Raw genomic sequence first — 21,590 nt, forward strand, 5'->3', positions numbered from 1 at the left:
ATTCCACCCGTTTTCCGCCGCCGTCGCGCCGGTTTCCCCGGTGCGGCGCCGGCCGTCCGCACGATGTCGAACAAGACCTACGAAGTCCGTCCCGAGCAATCGGTCGAGCTGCTCAAGGAGCTGCATATCCTGACGCGCGACGGCAAGCTGAACCAGGACAGCCGCCGCAAGCTGAAGCAGGTCTATCACCTCTATCAGTTCATCGAGCCGCTGCTCGAGAACGTCGCCGCCGATCGCGGCGGCGTGACGCTGGTCGACCACGGCGCCGGCAAGTCCTATCTCGGCTTCATCCTCTACGACCTGTTCTTCAAGTCGCGCCCGGCGGCGGACTCGCACATCTACGGCATCGAGACGCGCGAGGAGCTGGTCGAGCGCTCGACCGCGCTGGCCGCGCGGCTCGGTTTCGGCGCGATGTCGTTCGAGAACCTGTCGGTGGCCGATTCGATCCGTTCGCCGAAGCTGCCCGGGACCGTCGACGTGGTGACCGCGCTGCACGCCTGCGACACCGCCACCGACGACGCGATCCGCTTCGCGCTGGCCAAGCGCGCGCGGCACATCGTGCTGGTGCCGTGCTGCCAGGCCGAGGTGGCCGGCGTGCTGCGCCGGAACAAGGGCAAGTCGCTGGCCAGCGCGCTGACCGAGGTCTGGCGCCATCCGCTGCACACGCGCGAGTTCGGCAGCCAGATCACCAACGTGCTGCGCTGCCTGCAGCTGGAGGCGCACGGCTATCAGGTCAGCGTGACGGAGCTGGTCGGGTGGGAGCACTCGATGAAGAACGAGCTGATCATCGCGCAGTACAAGAACCTGCCGCGCCGCAAGCCGGGCGAGCGCCTGGGCGAGATCCTCGCGATGTTCGGGCTGGCCGAGCTGAACGAGCGCTTCTTCGCGCCCGAGGCGACGGGGGAAGCGGCCGGGACGAACGCCTGAGTGGCGCGCGGCGCCTGCTTGGGGGCGCCCGCATCGGGGGGGGGCGTTGGCGCGGCCGCTGGATCGAACGACGATCCGGTCAACGAAGCGGGCCGCGATTCGTCCCTTAAGTCGGACGATGATTCGGCCGCCGAACCGCCGAACCGCCGAACCGCCGAACCGCCGAACCGCCGAACCGCCCCGGACGCCGCGAGTCCATCTCGCCTGCCTCGCCTGCGGCCCGCATCTCCGGCGCCCGCCGTCCCCGGCCGTCACGCAGGCTGACTCCCGCCGAACCGCCCAACAGCCGCGCCGCCGGCCTTCGGTCAATCTCCGCCTTTCTCCGGCCCGCGTTCGCCGCCCGCGATCCAGTCGCGCCAGCCGTCGTGGCCGAGCCGCCGCAGCGTCGCCTGATTGCGCTCGTAGATGTCGGCCGCGTCCGGAAACGCCTCCACCGCGCGATCGATGCTGGCCTCGCGCAGCAGATGCAGGATCGGGTAGGGCGCGCGGTTCGTGTAGTTCTCGATGTCGTCGGCGTCGGTGCCGTCGAACTGGTAGTGCGGATGGAAGCTCGCGATCTGCAGCGTGCCTTCGAGCCGCAACTGGCGCAGCAGGCGGTCGGCGAAATGGAGCGCGTCGTTGAAATCGTCGAACCCGGCGAACGCGCGCGGATAGATCAGCAGCGTGGTGTCGATCGCTTCCGGGTCGGCCGCGTCGAGCGCGCGCAACTCGCGTTCGAGATCGTCGAGCGCGTCCTCGAGCGAGGCCGCCTCGCTGACGACGTAGCGCACCTGTCCCTTCACATGGACGCTTTTCGCGAACGGGCACAGGTTCAGGCCGATCACGGCGCGCGTGAGCCAGTGGCGCGTGGCGGCGAGGATGTCTTGATGGGGATCGTTCATGGTCGAGGCGGCGGCAATGCGGCGACCGGCATTGTAGCGGGCGCGCCGGCGCGACGTGCCTCGCCCGCGCGCGGCGCGTGAGCACGCCCGCCGCCGCAGATGAAGGGGGAAGCGCGAACCCGGCCCGATGCGGCCCGACACGCGGCCCGGATTCAGCCGCTCAGGAATCTCAGGCGCATGCCGCGTCGATCATCATCCGCACCACGCGCGGCGCGCCGCCGATCGGGCTGTGTTCGTCGCGATAGGTCTGACTGGCCGCGTAGATCCCTTCCACCACCAGCGCGAGCCCGTCGGCCAGCAGTTTCGGGTCGCGCGCGCCGGCTTCGGTCGCGAGCGCGACCAGCCGCTGCATCAGCTCCTGCTTGTTCTCGGCCACCGACGCGCGCGCCGGATGCGCGGCATCGGGAAACTCCACGGCGACGTTGATGAACGGGCAGCCGCGGTAGGTCGGCTGCCGCGCGCGCCGCGCCAGATCGTCGACGAGCTGCAGCAGCTGCGCCTTCGCATCGCCGGGCAGGCGCGCGGCGGCGGCGTCGAAGCGGTGGAAGTAGCTGGCCTTCTTGCGTTCGAGATAGGCGAGCACGAGCTCGTCCTTCGACGCGAACTGCCGGTACAGGCTCATCTTGTTCACGCCGGCGCGCTCGACCACCGCGTCCACGCCGACCGCGCGCACCCCTTCCTGATAGAACAGCGCCTCGGCCGCGTCGAGCAGCAGCGTGTGCGCGTCCGCGCCGGCGGTCGGCGAACGGCGCGCCGGCGCGGGTTTGGAGGAGGAAGCAGACATCAATCACCTCGACGGCTTGGGGTCAATTTTGACGATGCTTGACATGTTACTGGTCGGTCACTACGATCGCAAGCTCTTGTGACCGAACGGTAACGTCCGGGGTCGTCACCAATGGCCGGGGGCCGGCGGCATGCCGGGCGCGCCGCGGCCGCAACGGGAGTGCGGGGAATGAACTGGATGGCAGCGGGCGCCCGGGGGCGCTTCCACTATGGCTGGATCGCGGCGGCGGTCGTGTTCCTGGTCCTGCTCGCGGCCGCCGGCACGCGCGCCACGCCGAGCGTATTGATGGTGCCGCTCGAGCACGAACTCGGCTGGAGTCGCGCGACGATCTCGCTCGCGATCTCGATCAACATCGCGCTGTACGGCCTGACCGGGCCGTTCGCGGCGGCCGCGATGCAGCGCTTCGGGCTGCGGCCGACGGTGCTCGTCGCGCTGGTGATGATGGGCGCGGGCGTGGCGCTGTCGTCGATGATGACGGCCACCTGGCAGATGGTGCTGATCTGGGGCGTGATGGTGGGCAGCGCCACCGGCGTGGCCGCGCTGACGCTGTCGGCCACCTTCGTGAACCGCTGGTTCGTGGCGCGGCGCGGGCTCGTGATGGGCATGCTGACGGCCAGCTCGGCCACCGGGCAGCTGGTGTTCCTGCCGATGCTGGCGGCGATCGCGCAGCACCATGGCTGGCGGCCGGTGGTGCTGGTGGTGGCGGTGGCGCTCGCGGTGGTGGTGCCGCTCGTGATCTTCCTGCTGCCGGAGGGCCCGGCCGACGTGCAGCTGCGCCCCTACGGCGAGCCCGACGACGCGCCGCGCGCGCCCGACGCCGCGAAGCAGAACCCGCTCGCCACGGCGTTCAACGCGCTGTTCGACGCGGCCCGCAAGCGCGACTTCTGGCTGCTGTTCTTCAGCTTCTTCATCTGCGGCGCGAGCACCAACGGCTACATCGGCTCGCACCTGATCGCGATGTGCAGCGACTACGGCATGAGCGAGGTGCAGGGCGCCTCGCTGCTCGCCGCGATGGGCGTGTTCGACCTGATCGGCACGACGCTGTCGGGCTGGCTCTCGGACCGCTACGACAGCCGCGTGCTGCTGTTCTGGTACTACGGGTTGCGCGGGCTGTCGCTGATCTACCTGCCGCACGCGTTCGGCATCGACTTCTTCGGGCTGCCGCTGTTCGCGGTGTTCTACGGGCTCGACTGGATCGCCACCGTGCCGCCCACCGTGCGCCTCGCCACAGACATCTGGGGCAAGGAGCGCGCGCCGATCGTGTTCGGCTGGATCGTCGCCGGCCACCAGCTCGGCGCCGCGTTCGCGACGCTCGGCGCGGGGCTGCTGCGCGCGAGCCTCGGCACCTACACGCTCGCCTCGATGATCTCGGGCGGCCTCTGCATCGTCGGCGCGGTGATCGTGCTGCGCATCAAGCGCGGCCGCGCGCGGGCGGTGCCGCAGGCGGCCTGAGTCCGCCGGGCCGGGCCGGGCGATTGCCGGCGGCGCGCTGACATCCAATCCGCTCCGCCCCGCCCCGCCGGACACCCGCGAGCGGCCACGGGCGGGCCTTCCCGACGCCGCGCGCGGCACGGCGGGCAAGGCCGCCGCGCGTCACACGCCGGGGGCAGCGAACGGGTATGCTGGCGGTTCTCCGGGGCTAGAGCCCTTTTTCGACCTACGAGGCCACGCATGTCCGTCAACCTTGCACCCACCGCCGTGTCGATTCACGAATTGATTGCCGGCCGCTGGAGTCCGCGCGCCTATTCCGACCAGCCGATCAGCGGCGAACACCTGCACGCGGTGCTCGAGGCCGCGCGCTGGGCGCCGTCCGCCTACAACGCGCAGCCGTGGCGCTTCGTCGTGTTCGACCGCTCGCGCGACGAGGCCGCGTTCAAGAAGGCGTTCGCCACGCTGGTGCCGTTCAACCAGGGCTGGAACGCGCCGGCGCCGGTGCTGATCGCCGTGACCGCGCACACGCTGACCTCGAAGGGCGAGCCGAGCAGCACGGCGCTCTACGACGCCGGCGCGGCGGGGATGTCGCTGGTGCTGCAGGCGCATGCGCTGGGCCTGGCCGCGCACCAGATGAGCGGCTTCGATCCGAAGGCGTTCCGCGAGGCGTTCGCGGTGCCGGCCGACGTGGAGATCGTCGCGATGATCTCGCTCGGCCACTACGGCGACGCCGAGAAGCTCGATCCCGTGCTGCGCGACCGCGAACGCGCGCCGCGCACGCGCCATGCGATCGGCGAGGTGGTCTATCAGGGCGGCTGGAAGGTGCCGTTCGCGGGGCGCTGAGCAGGCCGGCCGCGCACGGCCGTTCGCCGGGCGGCGCGTGCGTACCTGTCGGCCAGCGTCCGGCGCGGCACTGTCGGTGCGGCCGGGTCCGCGCCCGATACGTCACGGCGCAATCGCCCGTTCGGCGCCGGTTTTCCTCCCCCGCCGCGGCCGCCCGCACGCGGCCACCGGCCGCCGGGCAGACCCGTCCCCGTATTTCTCGTGCGCCGGCCCCGTTGTAGCGGTCCGCGCTTCTGTGATAAAAAAGCCCCCCTTTCCGCTTCGCGCCCGCCCAGTCGGCGACCTCTCCCCATGACTTATTGCGCGATCGATTTCGGCACCTCCAATTCGGCCGTCGCGTTGCCGGACCCGGGCAACCCGGGGGCGATGCGGCTCGCGCCCGTCGAGGGCGATCACCGGACCCTGCCCACCGCGATCTTCTTCAACAACGACGAAGGTTCGCGCGAGTTCGGCCGCACCGCGCTCGCGTCCTACATCGACGGGTTCGACGGCCGGCTGATGCGCTCGATGAAGAGCATCCTCGGCTCGCCGCTCGCGGAGACCACCACCGACCTCGGCGACGGCAGCGGCATCGCCTACACCGAGGTGATCGCGATCTTCATGCAGCATCTGACGCGCAAGGCGCAGGCGTGCGCGGGCGGCGCGATCGAGCGCGCGGTGCTGGGCCGGCCGGTGTTCTTCGTCGACGACGATCCGCGCGCCGACCGGCTGGCCGAGCAGCAGCTCGCCGCGGCCGCGCGTTCGGTGGGGTTGAAGGAGGTGTGTTTCCAGTACGAGCCGATCGCGGCCGCGTTCGACTACGAGTCGCGGCTGTCGGCCGAGTCGCTGGTGCTGGTGGCCGACATCGGCGGCGGTACCTCGGACTTCTCGCTGGTGCGCGTCGGCCCCGAGCGCATGGCGCGGCTCGAACGCAAGGACGACGTGCTGGCTCATCACGGCGTCCACGTCGCCGGCACCGACTACGACCGCCGCGTCGAGCTGGCCTCGATCCTGCCCGCGTTCGGCTACCGCTCGCTCGACCCGGAAGGGCGCGAGCTGCCGAACCGGATCTATTTCGACCTGGCCACCTGGCACCTGATCAACACGGTCTACACGCCCAAGCGGCTGGCCGAGCTGAAGCTGATGAAGCACCTGTACGTGGATACGCGCCAGTTCGACCGGCTGGTGCGCGTGGTCGACCAGCGCCTCGGCCATGCGCTGACCGCGCGCGCCGAGGAGGCGAAGATCGGCGTGGCGGCGGGCGGCCAGACCATGATCGACCTGAACGACGTGGAAGAGGACCTGCAGATCGCGTTCGACGCGGCGCGCCTGATCGAGGCCAGCGTGGACGACACGGCGCGCATCGTCGAGGCCGCGCGCGAGACGGTGCGGCTGGCCGGCATCGCGCCGCGCGAGGTCGGCGCGCTTTACTTCACGGGCGGCTCGACCGGCCTGGCGTTCCTGTCGGGCGCGCTGGCGGCCGCGTTTCCCGACGCCGAGCCGGTGTTCGGCGACCGGCTCGCGAGCGTGGCGACCGGGCTCGGCATCCACGCGCGGCGGCTGTTCGGCTGAGGCCGGCGACCACCGCGACCATCGCGGGAAGCCATGCGGCCGCCATGTGCGGCCGCTTTCATGTCACGCCCATGTCGGCCCCACCTGCGTGCGGCCGGTTTCCGCCCGCGCGGCGCGAACCCGCGAATCGATTTCGGAACAAATGCCGGCCGATGCGAAAACGGCGCGCAGAAAACGAAAACCCCGCCGAAGCGGGGTTTCTCATTCAGGCGAAGATATCGCGCGAACTTACAGCGGCTTGATGTTCGCTGCTTGCAGACCCTTCGGGCCGGTCTTCACTTCGAACTCGACCTTCTGGTTCTCTTGCAGCGTCTTGAAACCGTCGACACGGATTTCCGAGAAGTGCGCGAACAGATCGTCGCCGCCGCCTTCCGGCGTGATGAAGCCAAAACCCTTAGCGTCGTTGAACCACTTGACGGTGCCGGTTGCCATAACTTGTTCCTAAAAATGGTGAGACAGGGCGAAACGCCCGGGAGGTGCATGAAAATCAAGGAAGGGGGTAATGGGGCCGACCGGAGTACCGTTGATGGGCGAACTACGAAAGTACCTATTCACTCGCCACTTGAAATCCTGCTCGGCCGTTATACGTCCAATTGCCCCCGCGGTCAACCTTGAAACCGGATTTCCTAGGGAAACCCCGACAAATTCCACGCATCACGCTTACAAAGCTTGCTGGCGCGTCCATTTTTTTGTAGGGGGCGAATGATTTTGCCGACAAGCGCGAGGTGCAACCGAGTACACTACGCGCCGCACGGCAGGGTTGTCCTGGACCGGGCAACCCTGCCACCCAAATATGCCGGCGCGGCGGAGCCGAACGATCTTCGACTTCGCCAGGACAAGGCTTTTTGAGAGACATAGGAGAGGTTGTGAACAGTTCTATTCAACGGAACATTGGCCCGATCGCGCTCATGCTGACGGGTCTCGGATCGATCATCGGATCCGGCTGGCTTTTCGGGGCATGGAAAGCCGCGAAAATCGCGGGCCCCGCCGCCATCTGCGCGTGGATCATCGGCGCGGTCGTGATCCTGGCGATCGCGCTCACCTACGCGGAACTCGGCGCGATGTTCCCCGAGTCGGGCGGCATGGTGCGCTACGCGCGCTACTCGCACGGTTCGCTGGTCGGCTTCATCAGCGCCTGGGCGAACTGGATCGCGATCGTCTCGGTGATCCCGATCGAGGCCGAGGCATCGATCCAGTACATGAGCACCTGGCCGTACCAGTGGGCGCACAGCCTGTTCGTGGACGGCTCGTTGACGACACCGGGGCTGCTGCTGTCGGCGGTGCTCGTGGTCATCTACTTCATGCTGAACTACTGGGGCGTGAAGCTGTTCGCGCGCGCCAACTCGGCGATCACGGTGTTCAAGTTCCTGATCCCGGGCCTGACGATCCTCGGCCTGCTGCTGACGAGCTTCCACTCGGACAACCTCGGCATGACCACCAGCGACACGTTCGCGCCGTATGGCTGGTCGGCGGTGCTGACCGCGGTGGCCACCAGCGGCATCGTGTTCGCGTTCAACGGCTTCCAGAGCCCGGTGAACCTCGCCGGTGAGGCCCGCAACCCGGCGCGCAGCGTGCCGTTCGCGGTGATCACCTCGATCCTGATCGCGCTCGTGATCTACGTGCTGCTGCAGGTCGCCTACATCGGCGCGGTCGATCCGGCCGACGTCGCGAAGGGCTGGAAGCAGTTCAACTTCGCCTCGCCGTTCGCGGAACTGGCGATCGCGCTGAACCTGAACTGGCTCGCGGTCCTGCTCTACGTGGACGCGTTCATCAGCCCGAGCGGCACCGGCACGACCTACATGGCCACCACCACGCGGATGATCTACGCGATGGAGCGCAACAACACGATGCCGAAGATGTTCGGCACGGTTCACCCGCTCTACGGCGTGCCGCGCAACGCGATGTGGTTCAACCTGTTCGTGTCGTTCGTGTTCCTGTTCTTCTTCCGCGGCTGGAGCTCGCTGGCGGCCGTGATCTCGGTGGCTACCGTGATCTCGTACCTGACGGGTCCGATCAGCCTGATGGCGCTGCGCCGTTCGGCCCAGGACCTCAAGCGCCCGCTGTCGATCCCGGGCATGAAGCTGATTGCGCCGTTCGCGTTCGTCTGCGCCTCGCTGATCCTGTACTGGGCGAAGTGGCCGCTGACGGGCGAGATCATCCTGCTGATGGTCGTCGCGCTGCCGGTGTACTTCTACTTCCAGGCGAAGTCGGGCTGGAGCGGCTGGGGCAGCGACCTGAAGGCCGCCTGGTGGCTGGTGGCCTACCTGCCGGTGATGGCGATCCTGTCGCTGATCGGCAGCAAGCAGTTCGGTGGCTCGGGCGTGCTGCCCTACGGCTGGGACATGCTGATCGTCGCGCTGATTTCCCTCGGCTTCTACTTCTGGGGCGTCAACACCGGCTATCGCACGCAGTATCTGGAAGAGCGCGAGTCGCACGACGAGATCCTCGACAACATCGGCGCGTAAGCGCCGGGTTCGCCGCCCCCGCCAATAGGCGCGGCGCGGCGGCAAGGAAAAAGCCCGCCCGGGTCATGCCGGGCGGGCTTTTTTTCAGGTTGCGGCGCTGCTGCCGCGCGGGCGCTCAGGCCGCGCCGGGCGCGAACACGTAGTTCGTCATCGCCAGCACGCGCTGGTAGGTGCCGAGCGCCTGGATGCCGAGCCGGTAGTCGTCGTCGGCCGCGCCGAGCGCCGCGAACACCGGCAGCAGGTGCTCGTCGGTCGGATGCATGCGCACCGCGTGCGGCGCCTGGCGGCGATAGTCGAGCAGCGCATCGATGTCGCGCCGCGCGAGCCGTTCCTCGAACCAGTCCGTGAACTCGTCGACGCGCGGGTCGGCATCGGCCGGCGTCGCGCCGAAATCGGCCTCGCGCAGGTTGTGCGTGATCTGGCCGGAGCCGATCACCATCACGCCCTCGTCGCGCAGCGAACGCAGCGCGCGGCCGACCCGGAAGTGGTGCGCGGCGTCCGAGCGCGGCTGGATCGACAGCTGCGCGACGGGAATGTCGGCGTCGGGGAACATCAGCAGCATCGGCACCCAGGCGCCGTGATCGAGGCCGTATTCGGTGGTGGCGGTGGCGATGCCGGCCTCGCCGAGCAGCGCCGCCGCCTGGCGGGCCAGCTCGGGCGCGCCGGGCGCCGGATAGCGCAGCGCGTAGAGCGCGCGCGGGAAGCCGTGGAAATCGTGGATCGTCTCGGGCCGCGTCGCGACGCTGGCGGCCGGTGCGAGCGTACACCAGTGCGCCGACAGCATCAGCACCGCGCGCGGGCGCGGCAGCTCGGCGCCCAGCTGCGCGAAGGCCGGGGCCGGCAGCGACGGATCGATCGGCAGCGTCGGCGCGCCGTGGGACAGGTAGAGCGAGGGAAGGCGGTTCATGGCGGGGGACCGGGAATCGTATTGGCGTCGACTATAGGTGTTCGCGGTCTTTTGATAAATCGGCGCGGAAGGATTTGATTGATTCTTGATGGTTGGCAATCGAGCGACGGCGATGCCGTGTCGAAGCGATGGCCGGAGACGGCGCGCGGTGCGCAGGGGGATGAACCGGACGGACGTCCGATAAAGTAAAGCCAGGCGCGCGGCTCAGCCGGCGTCGGACAGGCCGGTCCAGGGCGCCGTGCGTGCCGCGCCGAGGCCGAACATGTCGATCACGCGCGTGACGCTATGGTCGACGAGTTCGTCGATCGAGGCGGGCAGGGCATAGAACGCCGGCAGCGGCGGGAAGATCACGCCGCCCATCTCGGTGACGGCGGTCATGTTGCGCAGGTGGGCGAGATTGAACGGCGTCTCGCGCACCATCAGCACGAGCCGGCGCCGCTCCTTGAGCGTGACGTCGGCCGCGCGCGCGACGAGATTGTCCGAGAGCCCGTGCGCGACGCTGGCGAGCGTCTTCATCGAGCACGGCGCGATCACCATGCCGTCGGTCGCGAACGATCCCGAGGCGATGCTGGCGCCGACGTCGCGCACCGCATGGACGACGTCGGCCCGCGCATTGACCTCGTCCTTCGACAGCTTCAGTTCGTGCTGGATGTTGAGCCAGCCGGCGGCCGACACGAGCAGGTGGGTTTCGATGCCGCCCGCCGCGCGCAGCAGCTCGAGCAGGCGGACCCCGTAGATCGCGCCGGTGGCGCCGGTGATCGCGACGATCAGGCGCCGCGGCGGCACCGGGCGTACCGGCATCGGGCGCTCAGGCCGCGGCGAACAGTTGCTGCAGTTCGCCCGACTGGTACATCTCCATCATGATGTCCGAACCACCGACGAACTCGCCGTTCACGTAGAGCTGCGGGATGGTCGGCCAGTTCGAGAAGGACTTGATGCCCTGGCGGATCTCGTCGTCCTCGAGCACGTTGACGGTCTTGATCTGGTCGACGCCACAGGCCTTCAGGACCTGGATCGCGCGGCCCGAAAAGCCGCACATCGGAAACTGGGCGGTGCCCTTCATGAAGAGGACGACCGCGTTTTCGTCGACGATTTGCTTGATGCGTTGTTGGGTATCCATGATGAACCTTGCTGGTGCGGGGCGTGAGAACGGAAATGATACTGGATTTCGGCCGGGCCGACCGGGGGGCGGCGCGGGCCGGTCATGGGGCCGAATGGGGCTGAAGGCTGCTGAACGGCGCCGGGTCCGGCCGTTTCCGGCGCGGCGCGCGGCCCCGTTCTGGGCTTGCCGGTCAGCCGGGCAGCCGGCCGCCCGTGGTGCGCTCGATCGAGGCCAGGTCGGCGAGCGACGCCACCTCGTCGAAGCCGGCTTGCGACAGCAGCTCGCGCACGGCCTCGGCCTGGTCGTAGCCGTGCTCGATCCAGAGTTCGCCGCGCGGCAGCAGGAACGCGCCGGCGCCGGCCACGATCACGCGGATCGCGGCGAGGCCGTCGGCCTCGTCGGTCAGCGCGCCGCGCGGTTCGAAGCGCAGGTCGCCTTCGTCGAGATGCGGATCGTGCCGCGCGATGTAGGGCGGGTTGCTGACGATGGCATGAAAGCGTGCCGCGGGATCGAGCGCGGCGTACCAGTCGCTTTCGAGCAACGCCACGGCGCCGCCGGGGCGGCCGCCGTCGAGCAGCCGCGCGGCGTTGCGGCGCGCCACGGCGAGCGCGGCGGCCGAGCGGTCGAGCGCGGTGACGCGCGCGTCGGGCCGCCCGTCGGCGATCGCGATGGCCACCGCGCCGCTGCCGGTGCCGAGATCGAGCACGGCCGGCGCGGCGATGCCGTCGAGCGCGTCGAGCGCGGCCTCGACCAGCAGCTCGGTCTCTGGGCGCGGGATCAGCACCTCGGGCGTGACCTCGAACGCGAGCCCGAAGAATTCGCGCGAACCGACCAGCTGCGCGACCGGTTCTCCGGCCACGCGCCGCGCCTCGAGCGCGAGATAGCGCTCGGCGGCGGCCGCTTCGAGCGGCGCGTCGGCGCGCGTGATCAGCTGGGTGCGGCTCCAGCCGAGCGCATGCGCGAGCAGGATGCGCGCGTCGACGGCGTCGAGCGGGCTGGCGCGCAGCAGGTCGGCCGCGGTGGCGGGGGAGGCCTTCATGACGATGGTGCCGCCCGCGTCAGTCCGCTTCGCCGAGCGAGGCGAGCAGTTCGGCCTGGTGCTCGCTCGCGAGCGAGGCGATCAGCTCGTCGAGGTCGCCGTCCATGATCGCCTCGAGCCGGTACAGCGTCAGGTTGATGCGATGGTCGGTCATGCGGCCCTGCGGGAAGTTGTAGGTGCGGATCCGCTCCGAGCGGTCGCCCGAGCCGATCAGGCTCTTGCGCGTGGCCGCTTCCTTGGCGTGCTGCTCGTGATACTGCTTGTCCTTGATGCGCGCGGCCAGCACCTTCAGCGCGCGATCCTTGTTCTTGTGCTGCGAGCGGTCGTCCTGGCACTCCACCACGATGCCGGTCGGCAGGTGGGTGACGCGCACCGCCGAATCGGTCTTGTTGATGTGCTGGCCGCCCGCGCCGGAGGCGCGGAACGTGTCGATGCGCAGGTCGGCCGGGTTGATCTCGACCTCGGCGATCTCGTCGGCCTCGGGCATCACCGCGACCGTGCAGGCCGAGGTGTGGATCCGGCCCTGCGTCTCGGTGGCCGGTACGCGCTGCACGCGGTGGCCGCCCGATTCGAACTTGAGTCGCGAGTAGGCGCCGTGGCCCGCGATGCGCACGATCACTTCCTTGTAGCCGCCGAGATCCGAGCCGCTCTCCGACATCATCTCCACCTGCCAGCGCTGGCGCTCCGCGTAGCGCAGGTACATGCGCAGCAGGTCGCCCGCGAACAGCGCCGACTCGTCGCCGCCGGTGCCCGCGCGGATTTCGACGAAGATGTTGCGGTCGTCGTTCGGATCCTTCGGCAGCAGCATGGTCTGCAGCTCGGCCTCGAGCCGCGCCATCCGCTCGCGCGCCTCGCCGATCTCCTCCTCGGCGAAGTCGCGCATCGAGGCGTCGCCGAGCAGTTCCTGCGCGGTGGCTTCGTCGCCGCGCGCGAGGCGCCATTGCGCGTACTGTTCGACCACCGGGCCGATTTCGGCGTGTTCGCGCGTGAGCTTGCGGTATTGGTCGAGGTCGGCGGTGACGTTTTCGCGGCTCAGCAGTTCGTTCAGTTCGACCAGCCGGCTGGAGAGCTGGTCGAGCTTGCTTTGCATGCTCGTTTTCATGATGTGGAGCGACGCTCCCGGGCGAGGAATCGAAAGGAGAAAAGGCGGGGACCGGCCGATGGCCGAGGGCGCGGCGGCGCTAGTTGTCGGCGCGCGGGCCGTGCGCGTAGAAGCCGCGCATCAGGTCGATCAGCTGGTCGCGTTCGGTGCCGCTGGTGCGGTTCAGCGCCGAGGTCGGGCCGTGGATCAGCTTGTTGGTGAGCGCCTGCGACAGCGCGTCGAGCACGGCGAGCGGATCGTCGCCGCGCGCGAGCATCTTCTGCGCGCGCTCGACCTCGGCGCGGCGCAGCGCGTCGGCCTGGGTATGCATGTGGCGGATGATCGGCACCACGCTGCGCGTGTCGAGCCACTGCATGAAGTTCTGCACGCGCGTCTCGATGATGGTCTCGGCCTGCGCCACGGCGGCCTGCCGCGACGCGTTGCCTTCGCGCACGATCGCGCCGAGATCGTCGACGGTGTAGAGGAACACGTCCTTGAGCTTGCCGACTTCCTGCTCGATGTCGCGCGGCACGGCCAGGTCGACCATGAAGATCGGCCGGCGGCGGCGCGCCTTCACCGCGCGCTCGACGGCGCCCAGGCCGATGATCGGCAGCGTCGACGCGGTACACGAGACGATGATGTCGAACTCGTGCATGCGGGTGGGCAGGTCCGCGAGCGGCATCGCGTGGCCGCCGAAACGCTCGGCGAGCTTCGCGCCGCGCTCGGCGGTGCGGTTCGCGACCACCAGCTCGCGCGGCTTCTGCGCGGCGAAGTGGGTCGCGCAGAGTTCGATCATCTCGCCCGCGCCGATGAACAGCACCTTCTGGTCGGCCACGTTTTCGAAGATCCGCTGCGCGAGACGCACCGCGGCCGCGGCCATCGACACCGACTGCGCACCGATCTCGGTGGTGCTGCGCACTTCCTTGGCCACCGCGAAGGTGCGCTGGAACAGCTGGTTCAGATAGGTGCCGAGCGCGCCGGCTTCCGAGGCGGTGCGCACCGCGTCCTTCATCTGGCCGACGATCTGGGTTTCGCCGAGCACCATCGAGTCGAGCCCGGAGGCGACCCGGAACGCATGGCGCACAGCTTCGGACTGCGGCAGCGCGTAGACGTGCGGAGCCAGTTCGTCGGCCGGGATGCGATGGAATTCGGCGAGCCAGCGCACTGCCGCGTCGCGCGCGGCGCGATCGTCGGTGGCGCAGTACAGCTCGGTGCGGTTGCAGGTGGAGAGGATCGCCGCTTCGGGCGCGTTCGGCGCCTGGCGGCCCAGGAAGACGTCCTTCAGCGTGGACAGTGCAGGCTTGATCTGTTCGAGCGGAAACGCTACGCGTTCGCGCAAGGCGACGGGCGCAGTGTGGTGATTGATTCCGATCGTGAGGAGCTGCATATCCGGGGGCTATCGTTTAGGTTCGCATTATAGCGTCTTACCGCTTTTGTCACCGGCAGCCGTGCCGCGGCTCAATTGGCCCGCCGACGCATCCCGCGCGGCAGCCCGTCGCGCCCGTCAGACGGCGCTGCCGCGGCATTCCGGCAGGTGCGACCCCGCGTGCCATCGGCCGAAAAACCCGTCCCGCGCGGGGAGGCGCGACGGCAGGTCGCAGCAGCTTGGCGGTACGATGCGCCGGAATCGTCGGCTTGACAACCGGGCTTGCCCGGAATTCGCGCGGTTTTTGCCTGATGTTCGGGATTGGCCGGGCCATATGACTGGGGCGGTGGAAAAAGTGGCGGATCACCCGATGCGTACCGGACGACTCGGCGCGCGAGCGTCGGCGGCGTCGCATCGTGGTGTCGGGAAATCGGTGCCGCATCAGGGTGCCGCTCACGGTGCCGAATTACGGCGTCGGTCCACGGCGTCGGATCGTGACGCGGTGCGGCACGCGCGGCCCCGCCTCGCCGCAGCAGTGTATTTATGTGGACTTGCCTAACGATAAGACGACCCCTAAACTCGACCGCTGCGCGGGGTCATTTCGTCAGCGCTATCTCAATACAATCCGAATCCTCGTCATCCCGGGGCGCAAGCCGGCGATGCCGCGCGTTTCGTTCAGGCCCGGGGCAATGGCGATCGAAAATTCGAAAGAAGGCGCGGGATGAACTGGTTGGGAATCGTCGTCCTGGGGCTTGCCGTGGGCGGGCTCGGCTGGTGGCTGCACCCGGCCCGGGCCGGCCGGCGCGGCTGGCGCGCGGCGCTCGTCGCGGGCCTGGCCGGCGCGGCCGTCGCCCGGCTGGCCGGCAATCTCACCGGGCTGTTCCACGACGGCGGCACGCTCGAATGGCCCGTCTGCGCCGCCACGGCGCTCGCCGCCGTCACGTTGACCACGGGCGCGCTCGCCCGCCGCTGAACCCACACCGATGGAATCCAACATGAACGCCCGTCATCCCGACGTCTCGCCCGTCCCCGCCCGGCTTGCCCTGTTGCGCAGCGCGATGGCGCGCGAGGGCGTCGCCGCCTGCCTCGTGCCGTCCGCCGATCCGCACCTGTCGGAATACCTGCCCGAGCACTGGCAGTCGCGCCGCTGGCTGTCCGGCTTCACGGGCTCGGTCGGCACGCTGGTGGTGACGGCCGATTTCGCCGGCCTGTGGGTCGACAGCCGCTACTGGGTGCAGGCCGCCGCGCAGCTCGACGGCACCGGCGTGCAGCTGATGAAGATGATGGGCGGCCAGCAGACCCAGCCGCACGTCGAGTGGCTCGCCGAGCACGTGCCGGCGGGCGCCGCGGTCAGCGTGGACGGCGCGGTGCTCGGCGTGGCCGCCGCGCGTGCGCTGGCCGCGGCGCTCGGCGCGCGCGGCGTGGTGCTGCGCACCGACCTCGACCTGCTCGAACGGATCTGGCCGGAGCGTCCCGCGCTGCCGGTGGCGCCGGTGTTCGAGCACGTCGCGCCGCACGCGCACACCGCGCGCGGCGACAAGCTCGCGCAGGTGCGCGAGGCGATGCGCGCGCAGGGCGCCGGCCTCCATTTCATCTCGACGCTCGACGACATCGCGTGGCTGTTCAACCTGCGCGGCGCCGACGTCAGCTACAACCCGGTGTTCGTCGCGCACGCGTTGATCACGGCCGACCAGGCGACGCTGTTCGTCGTCGACGGCAAGCTCGATGCGGCGCTGCAGGCGTCGCTCGCGGCCGATGGCGTGACGGTGCGCGCCTACGAGGCGGCCACGGCCGCGCTGGCCGCGCTGCCGGCCGGCAGCACGCTGCTGATCGATCCGCGCCGCGTCACGTTCGGCTCGCTGCAGGCGGTGCCGGACACGGTGCGGCTGGCCGAGGCCGTCAACCCGTCGACGTTCGCGAAGTCGCGCAAGACGCCGGCCGAGATCGCCCACGTGCGCGAGACGATGGCGCGCGACGGCGCGGCGCTGGCCGAATTCTTCGCCTGGTTCGAGGCCGCGCTCGGCCACGAGACCCTCACCGAGCTGACCATCGACGAGCAGCTGACGGCCGCGCGTGCGCGCCAGCCCGGCTTCGTGTCGCCGAGCTTCGCGACCATCGCCGGCTTCAACGCGAACGGCGCGATGCCGCACTATCGCGCGACGCCCGAGGCGCACGCGACGATCGAGGGCGACGGACTGCTGCTGATCGACTCGGGCGGCCAGTTCGTGGGCGGCACCACCGACATTACGCGCGTGGTGCCGGTCGGCACGCCGAGCGAGGCGCAGCGGCGCGACTTCACGATCGTGCTGAAGGCGATGATCGCGCTGTCGCGCGCGCGCTTTCCGCGCGGCATCCGCTCGCCGATGCTCGACGCGATCGCGCGCGCGCCGATGTGGGCCGCCGGGCTCGACTACGGCCACGGCACCGGCCACGGCGTCGGCTATTTCCTGAACGTCCACGAAGGCCCGCAGGTGATCGCGCACTACGCGGCGGCCGATCCGCAGACGGCGATGGAGGAGGGCATGATCACCTCGAACGAGCCGGGGGTGTACCGGCCCGGCCAGTGGGGCGTGCGCATCGAGAACCTGGTGCTGAACCGCGCGGCCGGGCAGACGCCGTTCGGCGATTTCCTCGAGTTCGAGACGCTCACGCTGTGCCCGATCGACACGCGCTGCGTGCTGGCCGAGCTGCTCGACGCGGGCGAGCGCGCCTGGCTCGACGACTATCACGCGACGGTGCGCGAGCGCGTCGGCCCGCTCGTCACCGGCGCGGCGAAAACCTGGCTCGAGGCGCGCACGCAGCCGCTCTGAGGCGCTCTGAGGCGCCGGGCCTGATTCGAGGGAGGGCGCATGCCTGCCATCCGGGCGGTCGTGTTCGACTTCGGCGGGGTGCTGATCGACTGGAACCCCGAGTATCTGTATCGGCAGCTGATTCCCGACGCCGCCGAGCGGCGGCGCTTTCTCACCGAGGTCTGCGGGATGGACTGGGTGATGCGGCAGGACGCCGGCCAGACGATCGCCGAAGGCACGGCCGAGAAGATCGCCGCGTTCCCGCAGCACGCGGCGCTGATCCGCGCGTTCTACGCGCGCTGGCCCGAGATGGTGGCGGGCCAGTTCGACGACGGCGTCGCGCTGGTCGAGCGGCTCGACGCGGCCGGCGTGCCGCTGTTCGGGCTCACCAACTGGTCGGTCGAGACGTTCCCGCATGCCTGGCAGCGCTACGCGGTGCTGCGGCGCTTTCGCGACATCGTGGTGTCGGGGCGCGTGAAGCTCGCCAAGCCCGATCCGGCGATCTATCGCGAGATGTTCGCGCGCATCGCCGCGCAGCTGCCCGACATCGCGCCGGGCGAGCTCGTGTTCATCGACGACAACCCGCGCAACGCGGAGGCGGCCACCGCGCTCGGCTGGCACGGCATCCACCATACCGGCGTGGCGGCCACCGAGGCGCGGCTGCGCGAACTCGGCCTGCCGGCCTGAGGCGCGGCCGGCGTCTTGTCCTTGCGACGCCGCCCATAAAAAACGGGCGAATCCGCCCGTTTTTCTCGTTGCCGCGTCGCCTGCCGGCTCAGGCCGCTCAGCGGCTGATCGGCTTGAAGCGGATCCGCTTCGGCTTGGCCGCTTCCTCGCCGAGGCGCGCGCGCTTGTCCGCTTCGTATTCCTGGTAGTTGCCGTCGAAGAACACCACCTGCGAATCGCCCTCGAACGCGAGGATGTGCGTCGCGATCCGGTCGAGGAACCAGCGATCGTGCGAGATCACCATCACCGAGCCCGCGAATTCGAGCAGCGCGTCTTCCAGCGCGCGCAGCGTTTCGACGTCGAGGTCGTTCGACGGTTCGTCCAGCAGCAGCACGTTGCCGCCGGCGATCAGCGTCTTGGCCAGGTGCAGGCGCCCGCGCTCGCCGCCCGACAGGTTGCCGACGACCTTCTGCTGGTCGCCGCCCTTGAAGTTGAAGCGGCCGATGTAGGCGCGCGACGGCGTTTCGTACTTGCCCACCGTCAGCACGTCGGCGCCGCCCGAGATTTCCTCGAACACGGTCTTCTCGGCCGCGAGCGCGTCGCGGCTCTGGTCGACGTAGGCGAGCTTGACGGTCGGGCCATGCACGATCTCGCCCGAATCCGGCTGCTCCTTGCCGGTCAGCATGCGGAACAGCGTCGACTTGCCCGCGCCGTTCGGCCCGATGATGCCGACGATCGCGCCGGCCGGGATCTTGAAGCTGAGATCGTCGATCAGCAGGCGGTCGCCGTAGGCCTTGCTGACGTTCTTGAACTCGATCACCTCGTTGCCGAGGCGCTCGCCCGCCGGAATGAAGATTTCCTGCGTTTCGTTGCGCTTCTGGTATTCCTGGCTGCTCAGTTCCTCGAAGCGCGCGATCCGCGCCTTCGATTTCGCCTGGCGGCCCTTCGGGTTCTGGCGCACCCACTCCAGTTCCTTCTTGATCGCCTTCTGGCGCGCCGATTCGGACGCCTCTTCCTGCTTCAGCCGCTCTTCCTTCTGGTCGAGCCAGCTGCTGTAGTTGCCCTTCCAGGGGATGCCGTGGCCGCGGTCGAGTTCGAGGATCCACTCGGCCGCGTTGTCGAGGAAGTAGCGATCGTGGGTGACCGCCACCACGGTGCCCGGGAAGCGCGTCAGGAACTGTTCGAGCCACTCGACCGATTCCGCGTCGAGGTGGTTGGTCGGCTCGTCGAGCAGCAGCATGTCGGGCTTCTCGAGCAGCAGCTTGCAGAGCGCGACGCGGCGCTTCTCGCCGCCCGACAGGTGCTCGATCTTCGCGTCCCAGGCCGGCAGGCGCAGCGCGTCGGCCGCGATCTCGATCTGCTGCTCGGGGCTGCCGCCGTCGGCGGTGGCGAGGATCGCCTCGTATTTGGCCTGCTCGGCCGCGAGCGCGTCGAAATCGGCGTCGGGTTCGGCGTAGGCGGCGTAGATCTCGTCGAGCTTCTTCTGCGCGCTGAACACGTCGCCGAGCCCTTCCTCAACCGCCTCGCGGACGGTCTTGGTCGGGTCGAGCTGCGGCTCCTGCGGCAGGTAGCCGATGTTCAGGTTCGGCATCGGCGTGGCTTCGCCCTCGATGTCCTTGTCGACGCCCGCCATGATGCGGATCAGCGTCGACTTGCCCGAGCCGTTCAGGCCGAGCAGGCCGATCTTCGCGCCGGGGAAGAACGACAGCGAGATGTCTTTCAGGATCTGGCGCTTGGGCGGCACGATCTTGCCGACCCGGTTCATCGTGAATACGTATTGGGCCATCTGCGTCAGTGGAACTCGTCAAGGTTGGGGCCGTCGCCGGCCGCGCGCGGCGGCGAGGGGCGACGGAGGGTCCGGTGCGGACCGGAGCGCTGCCGTGACTGGACGGCGGCGCGGCCGCGAGCGAGACGCGGCGAGACCGCGTATTGTACTGCGCGCGGCGGGCCGGCCGCGAGCGTCGGCGCGGGCATAGGACATACCAGCGCTGGCGGTGTGCCGCCGCAATGGCAAGCGACCGGGCGCGATCGGCCGTGACGGCGCTTGGGCCTGCCGTCCGCCTCGTGCCGGCACCCGGCCTCGCTCCGCAACGATGCCGGCGGCAGCGCGCGGGCGCGGCTATCATCGATCCGACGGCGGCCGGCGCGATCCCGCGCCATGCCGCGCGCGCGCCGGGAGGCTCCATGACGTTCGACGAACTGCGCGAGATCGCGCTCGGCTGGGCCGCGGTCGAGGACGGCACGTCCTACGGCACCGCGGCGCTCAAAGTCCGCGGCCGCCTGCTCGCGCGCCTGCGCGAGGACGGCGACAGCCTCGTCGTGAAGGGCGTCGGCCCCGATCAGCGCGCGCGCCTGATCGAAGCCGAGCCCGACGTCTACTACGTGACGGCCCATTACGCCGGCTGGCCGATCGTGCTGGTCCGGCTGTCGCGCGCCGATCCTGCGGCCGTGGCCGCGCTGCTGCGCCGGCACTGGCGCGAGCTCGCGCCGAAGCGCGACGTCGCCGCGTTCGACGCGAGCCGCGATTGAGCGCGCCGGGCCGGCGCGCACCTGGCGCATGCCTCCACTGCATGGCGTTTGAAATATTGAGTGATACGTGCGCCATGCGGGCGTCTTTTCGACAAGGCATAATCTGCCGCTGGGCGACCATGCCCGACATCAGCAGTCCGGACGGATGCGGCCCAGGAACGGGTGCCGGGTAGCCGGAACTCGCTGTCTTGATTGATGCTTATTTGTAAGCTTGTTGCGTTTTTCATGTCACTACCAGCAATCGGCTTCACTCGCGCGGGGGCGCACCGGGGCAAGCCCGTCCATGCCGCAGGATCGGGCGTGGTGAAGCTCACGCCGTCCGGCACCGTCGATCGATCGGCCTCCTCATGCAGCAGACAGCGGGGAACCGCCACGTGAACATCCACGATTATTCGGTCACGTTTGCCTGCCACAACCAGATCGAGTACACGCGCCAGTGCATCGACAGCCTGATCGGCCACGGCATGCCGCTCGATCGCGTGGTGGTGGTCGACAATGCCTCGTCGGACAGCACGCGCGACTATCTGGCAACGCTGCCGCTCGGCGGCCGGATCTTCAATCACGACAATCTCGGCTGCGGCGCGGCCTGGAACCAGGGCATCCTGCACCGGCAGTCCGAGTGGACCGTGGTGATGAACAACGACGTGCTGGTATCGGCGCAGTGGATCGAGAACCTGATCGGCACTGCGGTGCGCCACGGCGTGCGGGTCGCTTCGCCGGCGCTGATCGAAGGCTCGCTCGACTACGATTTCAATCAGCAGGCGCCGCTCTGGAGCCACGCCATGCGCGATGCGCGGCGTGTCGGCACCTGCCACGCGGTCTGTCTGCTCGTGCATCGCAGCGTCTGGATGGAGGTCGGCTATTTCCGCGCCTCGCCGCAGCTGCTCGGCTTCGAGGATACGCTGTTCTTCCACGAACTCGCGAAGGCGCGCGTGCCGTCCGAGATGGTCGGCGCGGCGTGGCTGCATCATTACGGCTCGATCACGCAGTCGGAGATGAAGCGCGAGCGCGGCCTGTCCGCGCGGCAGGGGCTCGGGATGCGCAACAACTATCAGCTGCTCGGGCAGAGCTGGCTGTCGCGCAAGCTCGACAAGCTCGAGCGCACGCGGCGCGGCCGCGCGTGGCGCGCCAGCGAACTCGCCGACTACGGCATGACGCTGCACGGTGTGCGCCGGCACCACGATTTCGAATGGAACTGAGCGCCCGGCGCGCCGGGCTCCGCTTTCCCC

20 protein-coding genes are annotated in these 21,590 nt (G+C 69.4%); 10 read left to right on the forward strand and 10 right to left on the reverse strand.

The window, feature by feature from the left end:
- The first annotated feature begins 63 nt into the window (after nt 1–63).
- Nucleotides 64–927 carry a class I SAM-dependent methyltransferase gene (locus BpN12_RS16510; protein ID WP_246796584.1) on the forward strand — a complete coding sequence of 288 codons (864 nt, stop codon included), beginning with the start codon at nt 64–66 and terminating at the stop codon, nt 925–927.
- Nucleotides 928–1,232: 305 nt separating this feature from the next.
- Here BpN12_RS16510 and BpN12_RS16515 read toward each other — a convergent pair whose 3' ends face one another.
- Together BpN12_RS16515 and BpN12_RS16520 are read right to left on the reverse strand one after the other, a co-directional pair.
- Nucleotides 1,233–1,808 carry a DUF1415 domain-containing protein gene (locus BpN12_RS16515; RefSeq protein ID WP_246796585.1) on the reverse strand — a complete coding sequence of 192 codons (576 nt, stop codon included), beginning with the start codon at nt 1,806–1,808 and terminating at the stop codon, nt 1,233–1,235.
- Between the two features lie 169 nt (nt 1,809–1,977).
- Entirely contained in the window at nt 1,978–2,592 is a 615-nt protein-coding gene (locus BpN12_RS16520; protein WP_246796586.1) for a TetR/AcrR family transcriptional regulator, read from the reverse strand.
- 168 nt (nt 2,593–2,760) lie between these two features.
- On the opposite strand from BpN12_RS16520, the gene BpN12_RS16525 reads away from it, so the two are divergent.
- The 3 genes from BpN12_RS16525 to BpN12_RS16535 all read left to right on the forward strand — a co-directional run bounded on the left by BpN12_RS16525 (nt 2,761) and on the right by BpN12_RS16535 (nt 6,417).
- Entirely contained in the window at nt 2,761–4,044 is a 1,284-nt protein-coding gene (locus BpN12_RS16525; protein WP_246796587.1) for an MFS transporter, read from the forward strand.
- A 219-nt stretch (nt 4,045–4,263) separates the two neighbouring features.
- On the forward strand, nt 4,264–4,866 hold the full coding sequence (locus BpN12_RS16530; protein ID WP_246796588.1) for a nitroreductase family protein: 603 nt from the start codon (nt 4,264–4,266) through the stop codon (nt 4,864–4,866).
- A 291-nt stretch (nt 4,867–5,157) separates the two neighbouring features.
- A complete protein-coding gene (locus BpN12_RS16535) occupies nt 5,158–6,417 on the forward strand; it encodes an Hsp70 family protein (RefSeq protein ID WP_246796589.1) in 1,260 nt (419 codons plus the stop codon).
- 228 nt (nt 6,418–6,645) lie between these two features.
- Here BpN12_RS16535 and BpN12_RS16540 read toward each other — a convergent pair whose 3' ends face one another.
- A complete protein-coding gene (locus tag BpN12_RS16540) occupies nt 6,646–6,849 on the reverse strand; it encodes a cold-shock protein (RefSeq protein WP_012734504.1) in 204 nt (67 codons plus the stop codon).
- A gap of 434 nt (nt 6,850–7,283) precedes the next feature.
- Here BpN12_RS16540 and BpN12_RS16545 point away from each other — a divergent pair, with 434 nt between their 5' ends.
- Nucleotides 7,284–8,882 carry an APC family permease gene (locus BpN12_RS16545; RefSeq protein WP_246796590.1) on the forward strand — a complete coding sequence of 533 codons (1,599 nt, stop codon included), beginning with the start codon at nt 7,284–7,286 and terminating at the stop codon, nt 8,880–8,882.
- A gap of 115 nt (nt 8,883–8,997) precedes the next feature.
- On the opposite strand, the gene BpN12_RS16550 is transcribed toward BpN12_RS16545, so the two are convergent.
- The 6 genes from BpN12_RS16550 to hemA form a co-directional block, all read right to left on the reverse strand.
- Nucleotides 8,998–9,789 carry a DODA-type extradiol aromatic ring-opening family dioxygenase gene (locus BpN12_RS16550; RefSeq protein WP_246796591.1) on the reverse strand — a complete coding sequence of 264 codons (792 nt, stop codon included), beginning with the start codon at nt 9,787–9,789 and terminating at the stop codon, nt 8,998–9,000.
- Nucleotides 9,790–9,993: 204 nt separating this feature from the next.
- A complete protein-coding gene (locus BpN12_RS16555; RefSeq protein ID WP_246796592.1) occupies nt 9,994–10,590 on the reverse strand; it encodes a UbiX family flavin prenyltransferase in 597 nt (198 codons plus the stop codon).
- 7 nt (nt 10,591–10,597) lie between these two features.
- Nucleotides 10,598–10,909 carry a Grx4 family monothiol glutaredoxin gene (gene grxD, locus BpN12_RS16560; RefSeq protein WP_198250445.1) on the reverse strand — a complete coding sequence of 104 codons (312 nt, stop codon included), beginning with the start codon at nt 10,907–10,909 and terminating at the stop codon, nt 10,598–10,600.
- 172 nt (nt 10,910–11,081) lie between these two features.
- A complete protein-coding gene (gene prmC / locus BpN12_RS16565; protein WP_246796593.1) occupies nt 11,082–11,930 on the reverse strand; it encodes a peptide chain release factor N(5)-glutamine methyltransferase in 849 nt (282 codons plus the stop codon).
- A gap of 19 nt (nt 11,931–11,949) precedes the next feature.
- The gene (gene prfA / locus BpN12_RS16570) at nt 11,950–13,032 is read right to left on the reverse strand and encodes a peptide chain release factor 1 (protein WP_246796594.1); all 1,083 of its coding nucleotides are present in this window, start codon (nt 13,030–13,032) and stop codon (nt 11,950–11,952) included.
- A 79-nt stretch (nt 13,033–13,111) separates the two neighbouring features.
- The gene (gene hemA, locus BpN12_RS16575; protein WP_246796595.1) at nt 13,112–14,398 is read right to left on the reverse strand and encodes a glutamyl-tRNA reductase; all 1,287 of its coding nucleotides are present in this window, start codon (nt 14,396–14,398) and stop codon (nt 13,112–13,114) included.
- 700 nt (nt 14,399–15,098) lie between these two features.
- On the opposite strand from hemA, the gene BpN12_RS16580 reads away from it, so the two are divergent.
- The 3 genes from BpN12_RS16580 to BpN12_RS16590 are packed head-to-tail and all read left to right on the forward strand — an operon-like array spanning nt 15,099 to nt 17,853.
- Nucleotides 15,099–15,350 carry a hypothetical protein gene (locus BpN12_RS16580; protein WP_246796596.1) on the forward strand — a complete coding sequence of 84 codons (252 nt, stop codon included), beginning with the start codon at nt 15,099–15,101 and terminating at the stop codon, nt 15,348–15,350.
- Between the two features lie 22 nt (nt 15,351–15,372).
- Nucleotides 15,373–17,187: an aminopeptidase P family protein gene (locus BpN12_RS16585; protein WP_246796597.1), complete on the forward strand. Its 1,815-nt coding sequence runs from the start codon at nt 15,373–15,375 to the stop codon at nt 17,185–17,187.
- 39 nt (nt 17,188–17,226) lie between these two features.
- A complete protein-coding gene (locus BpN12_RS16590; RefSeq protein ID WP_246796598.1) occupies nt 17,227–17,853 on the forward strand; it encodes an HAD family hydrolase in 627 nt (208 codons plus the stop codon).
- Between the two features lie 97 nt (nt 17,854–17,950).
- Here the strand turns inward: BpN12_RS16590 and ettA are convergent, their stop codons facing one another.
- Nucleotides 17,951–19,618 carry an energy-dependent translational throttle protein EttA gene (gene ettA, locus BpN12_RS16595; protein WP_246796599.1) on the reverse strand — a complete coding sequence of 556 codons (1,668 nt, stop codon included), beginning with the start codon at nt 19,616–19,618 and terminating at the stop codon, nt 17,951–17,953.
- A 398-nt stretch (nt 19,619–20,016) separates the two neighbouring features.
- Between ettA and BpN12_RS16600 the strand changes: the two genes are divergently transcribed.
- Nucleotides 20,017–20,361 (forward strand): MmcQ/YjbR family DNA-binding protein, encoded by a 345-nt coding sequence (locus tag BpN12_RS16600; RefSeq protein WP_246796600.1) that lies wholly within the window; start codon nt 20,017–20,019, stop codon nt 20,359–20,361.
- Between the two features lie 374 nt (nt 20,362–20,735).
- On the forward strand, nt 20,736–21,560 hold the full coding sequence (locus tag BpN12_RS16605; protein ID WP_246796601.1) for a glycosyltransferase family 2 protein: 825 nt from the start codon (nt 20,736–20,738) through the stop codon (nt 21,558–21,560).
- The last annotated feature ends 30 nt before the right edge of the window (nt 21,561–21,590 follow it).

Source organism: Burkholderia perseverans, from assembly GCF_022870505.1.
Classification (GTDB): Bacteria; Pseudomonadota; Gammaproteobacteria; order Burkholderiales; family Burkholderiaceae; genus Burkholderia; species Burkholderia plantarii.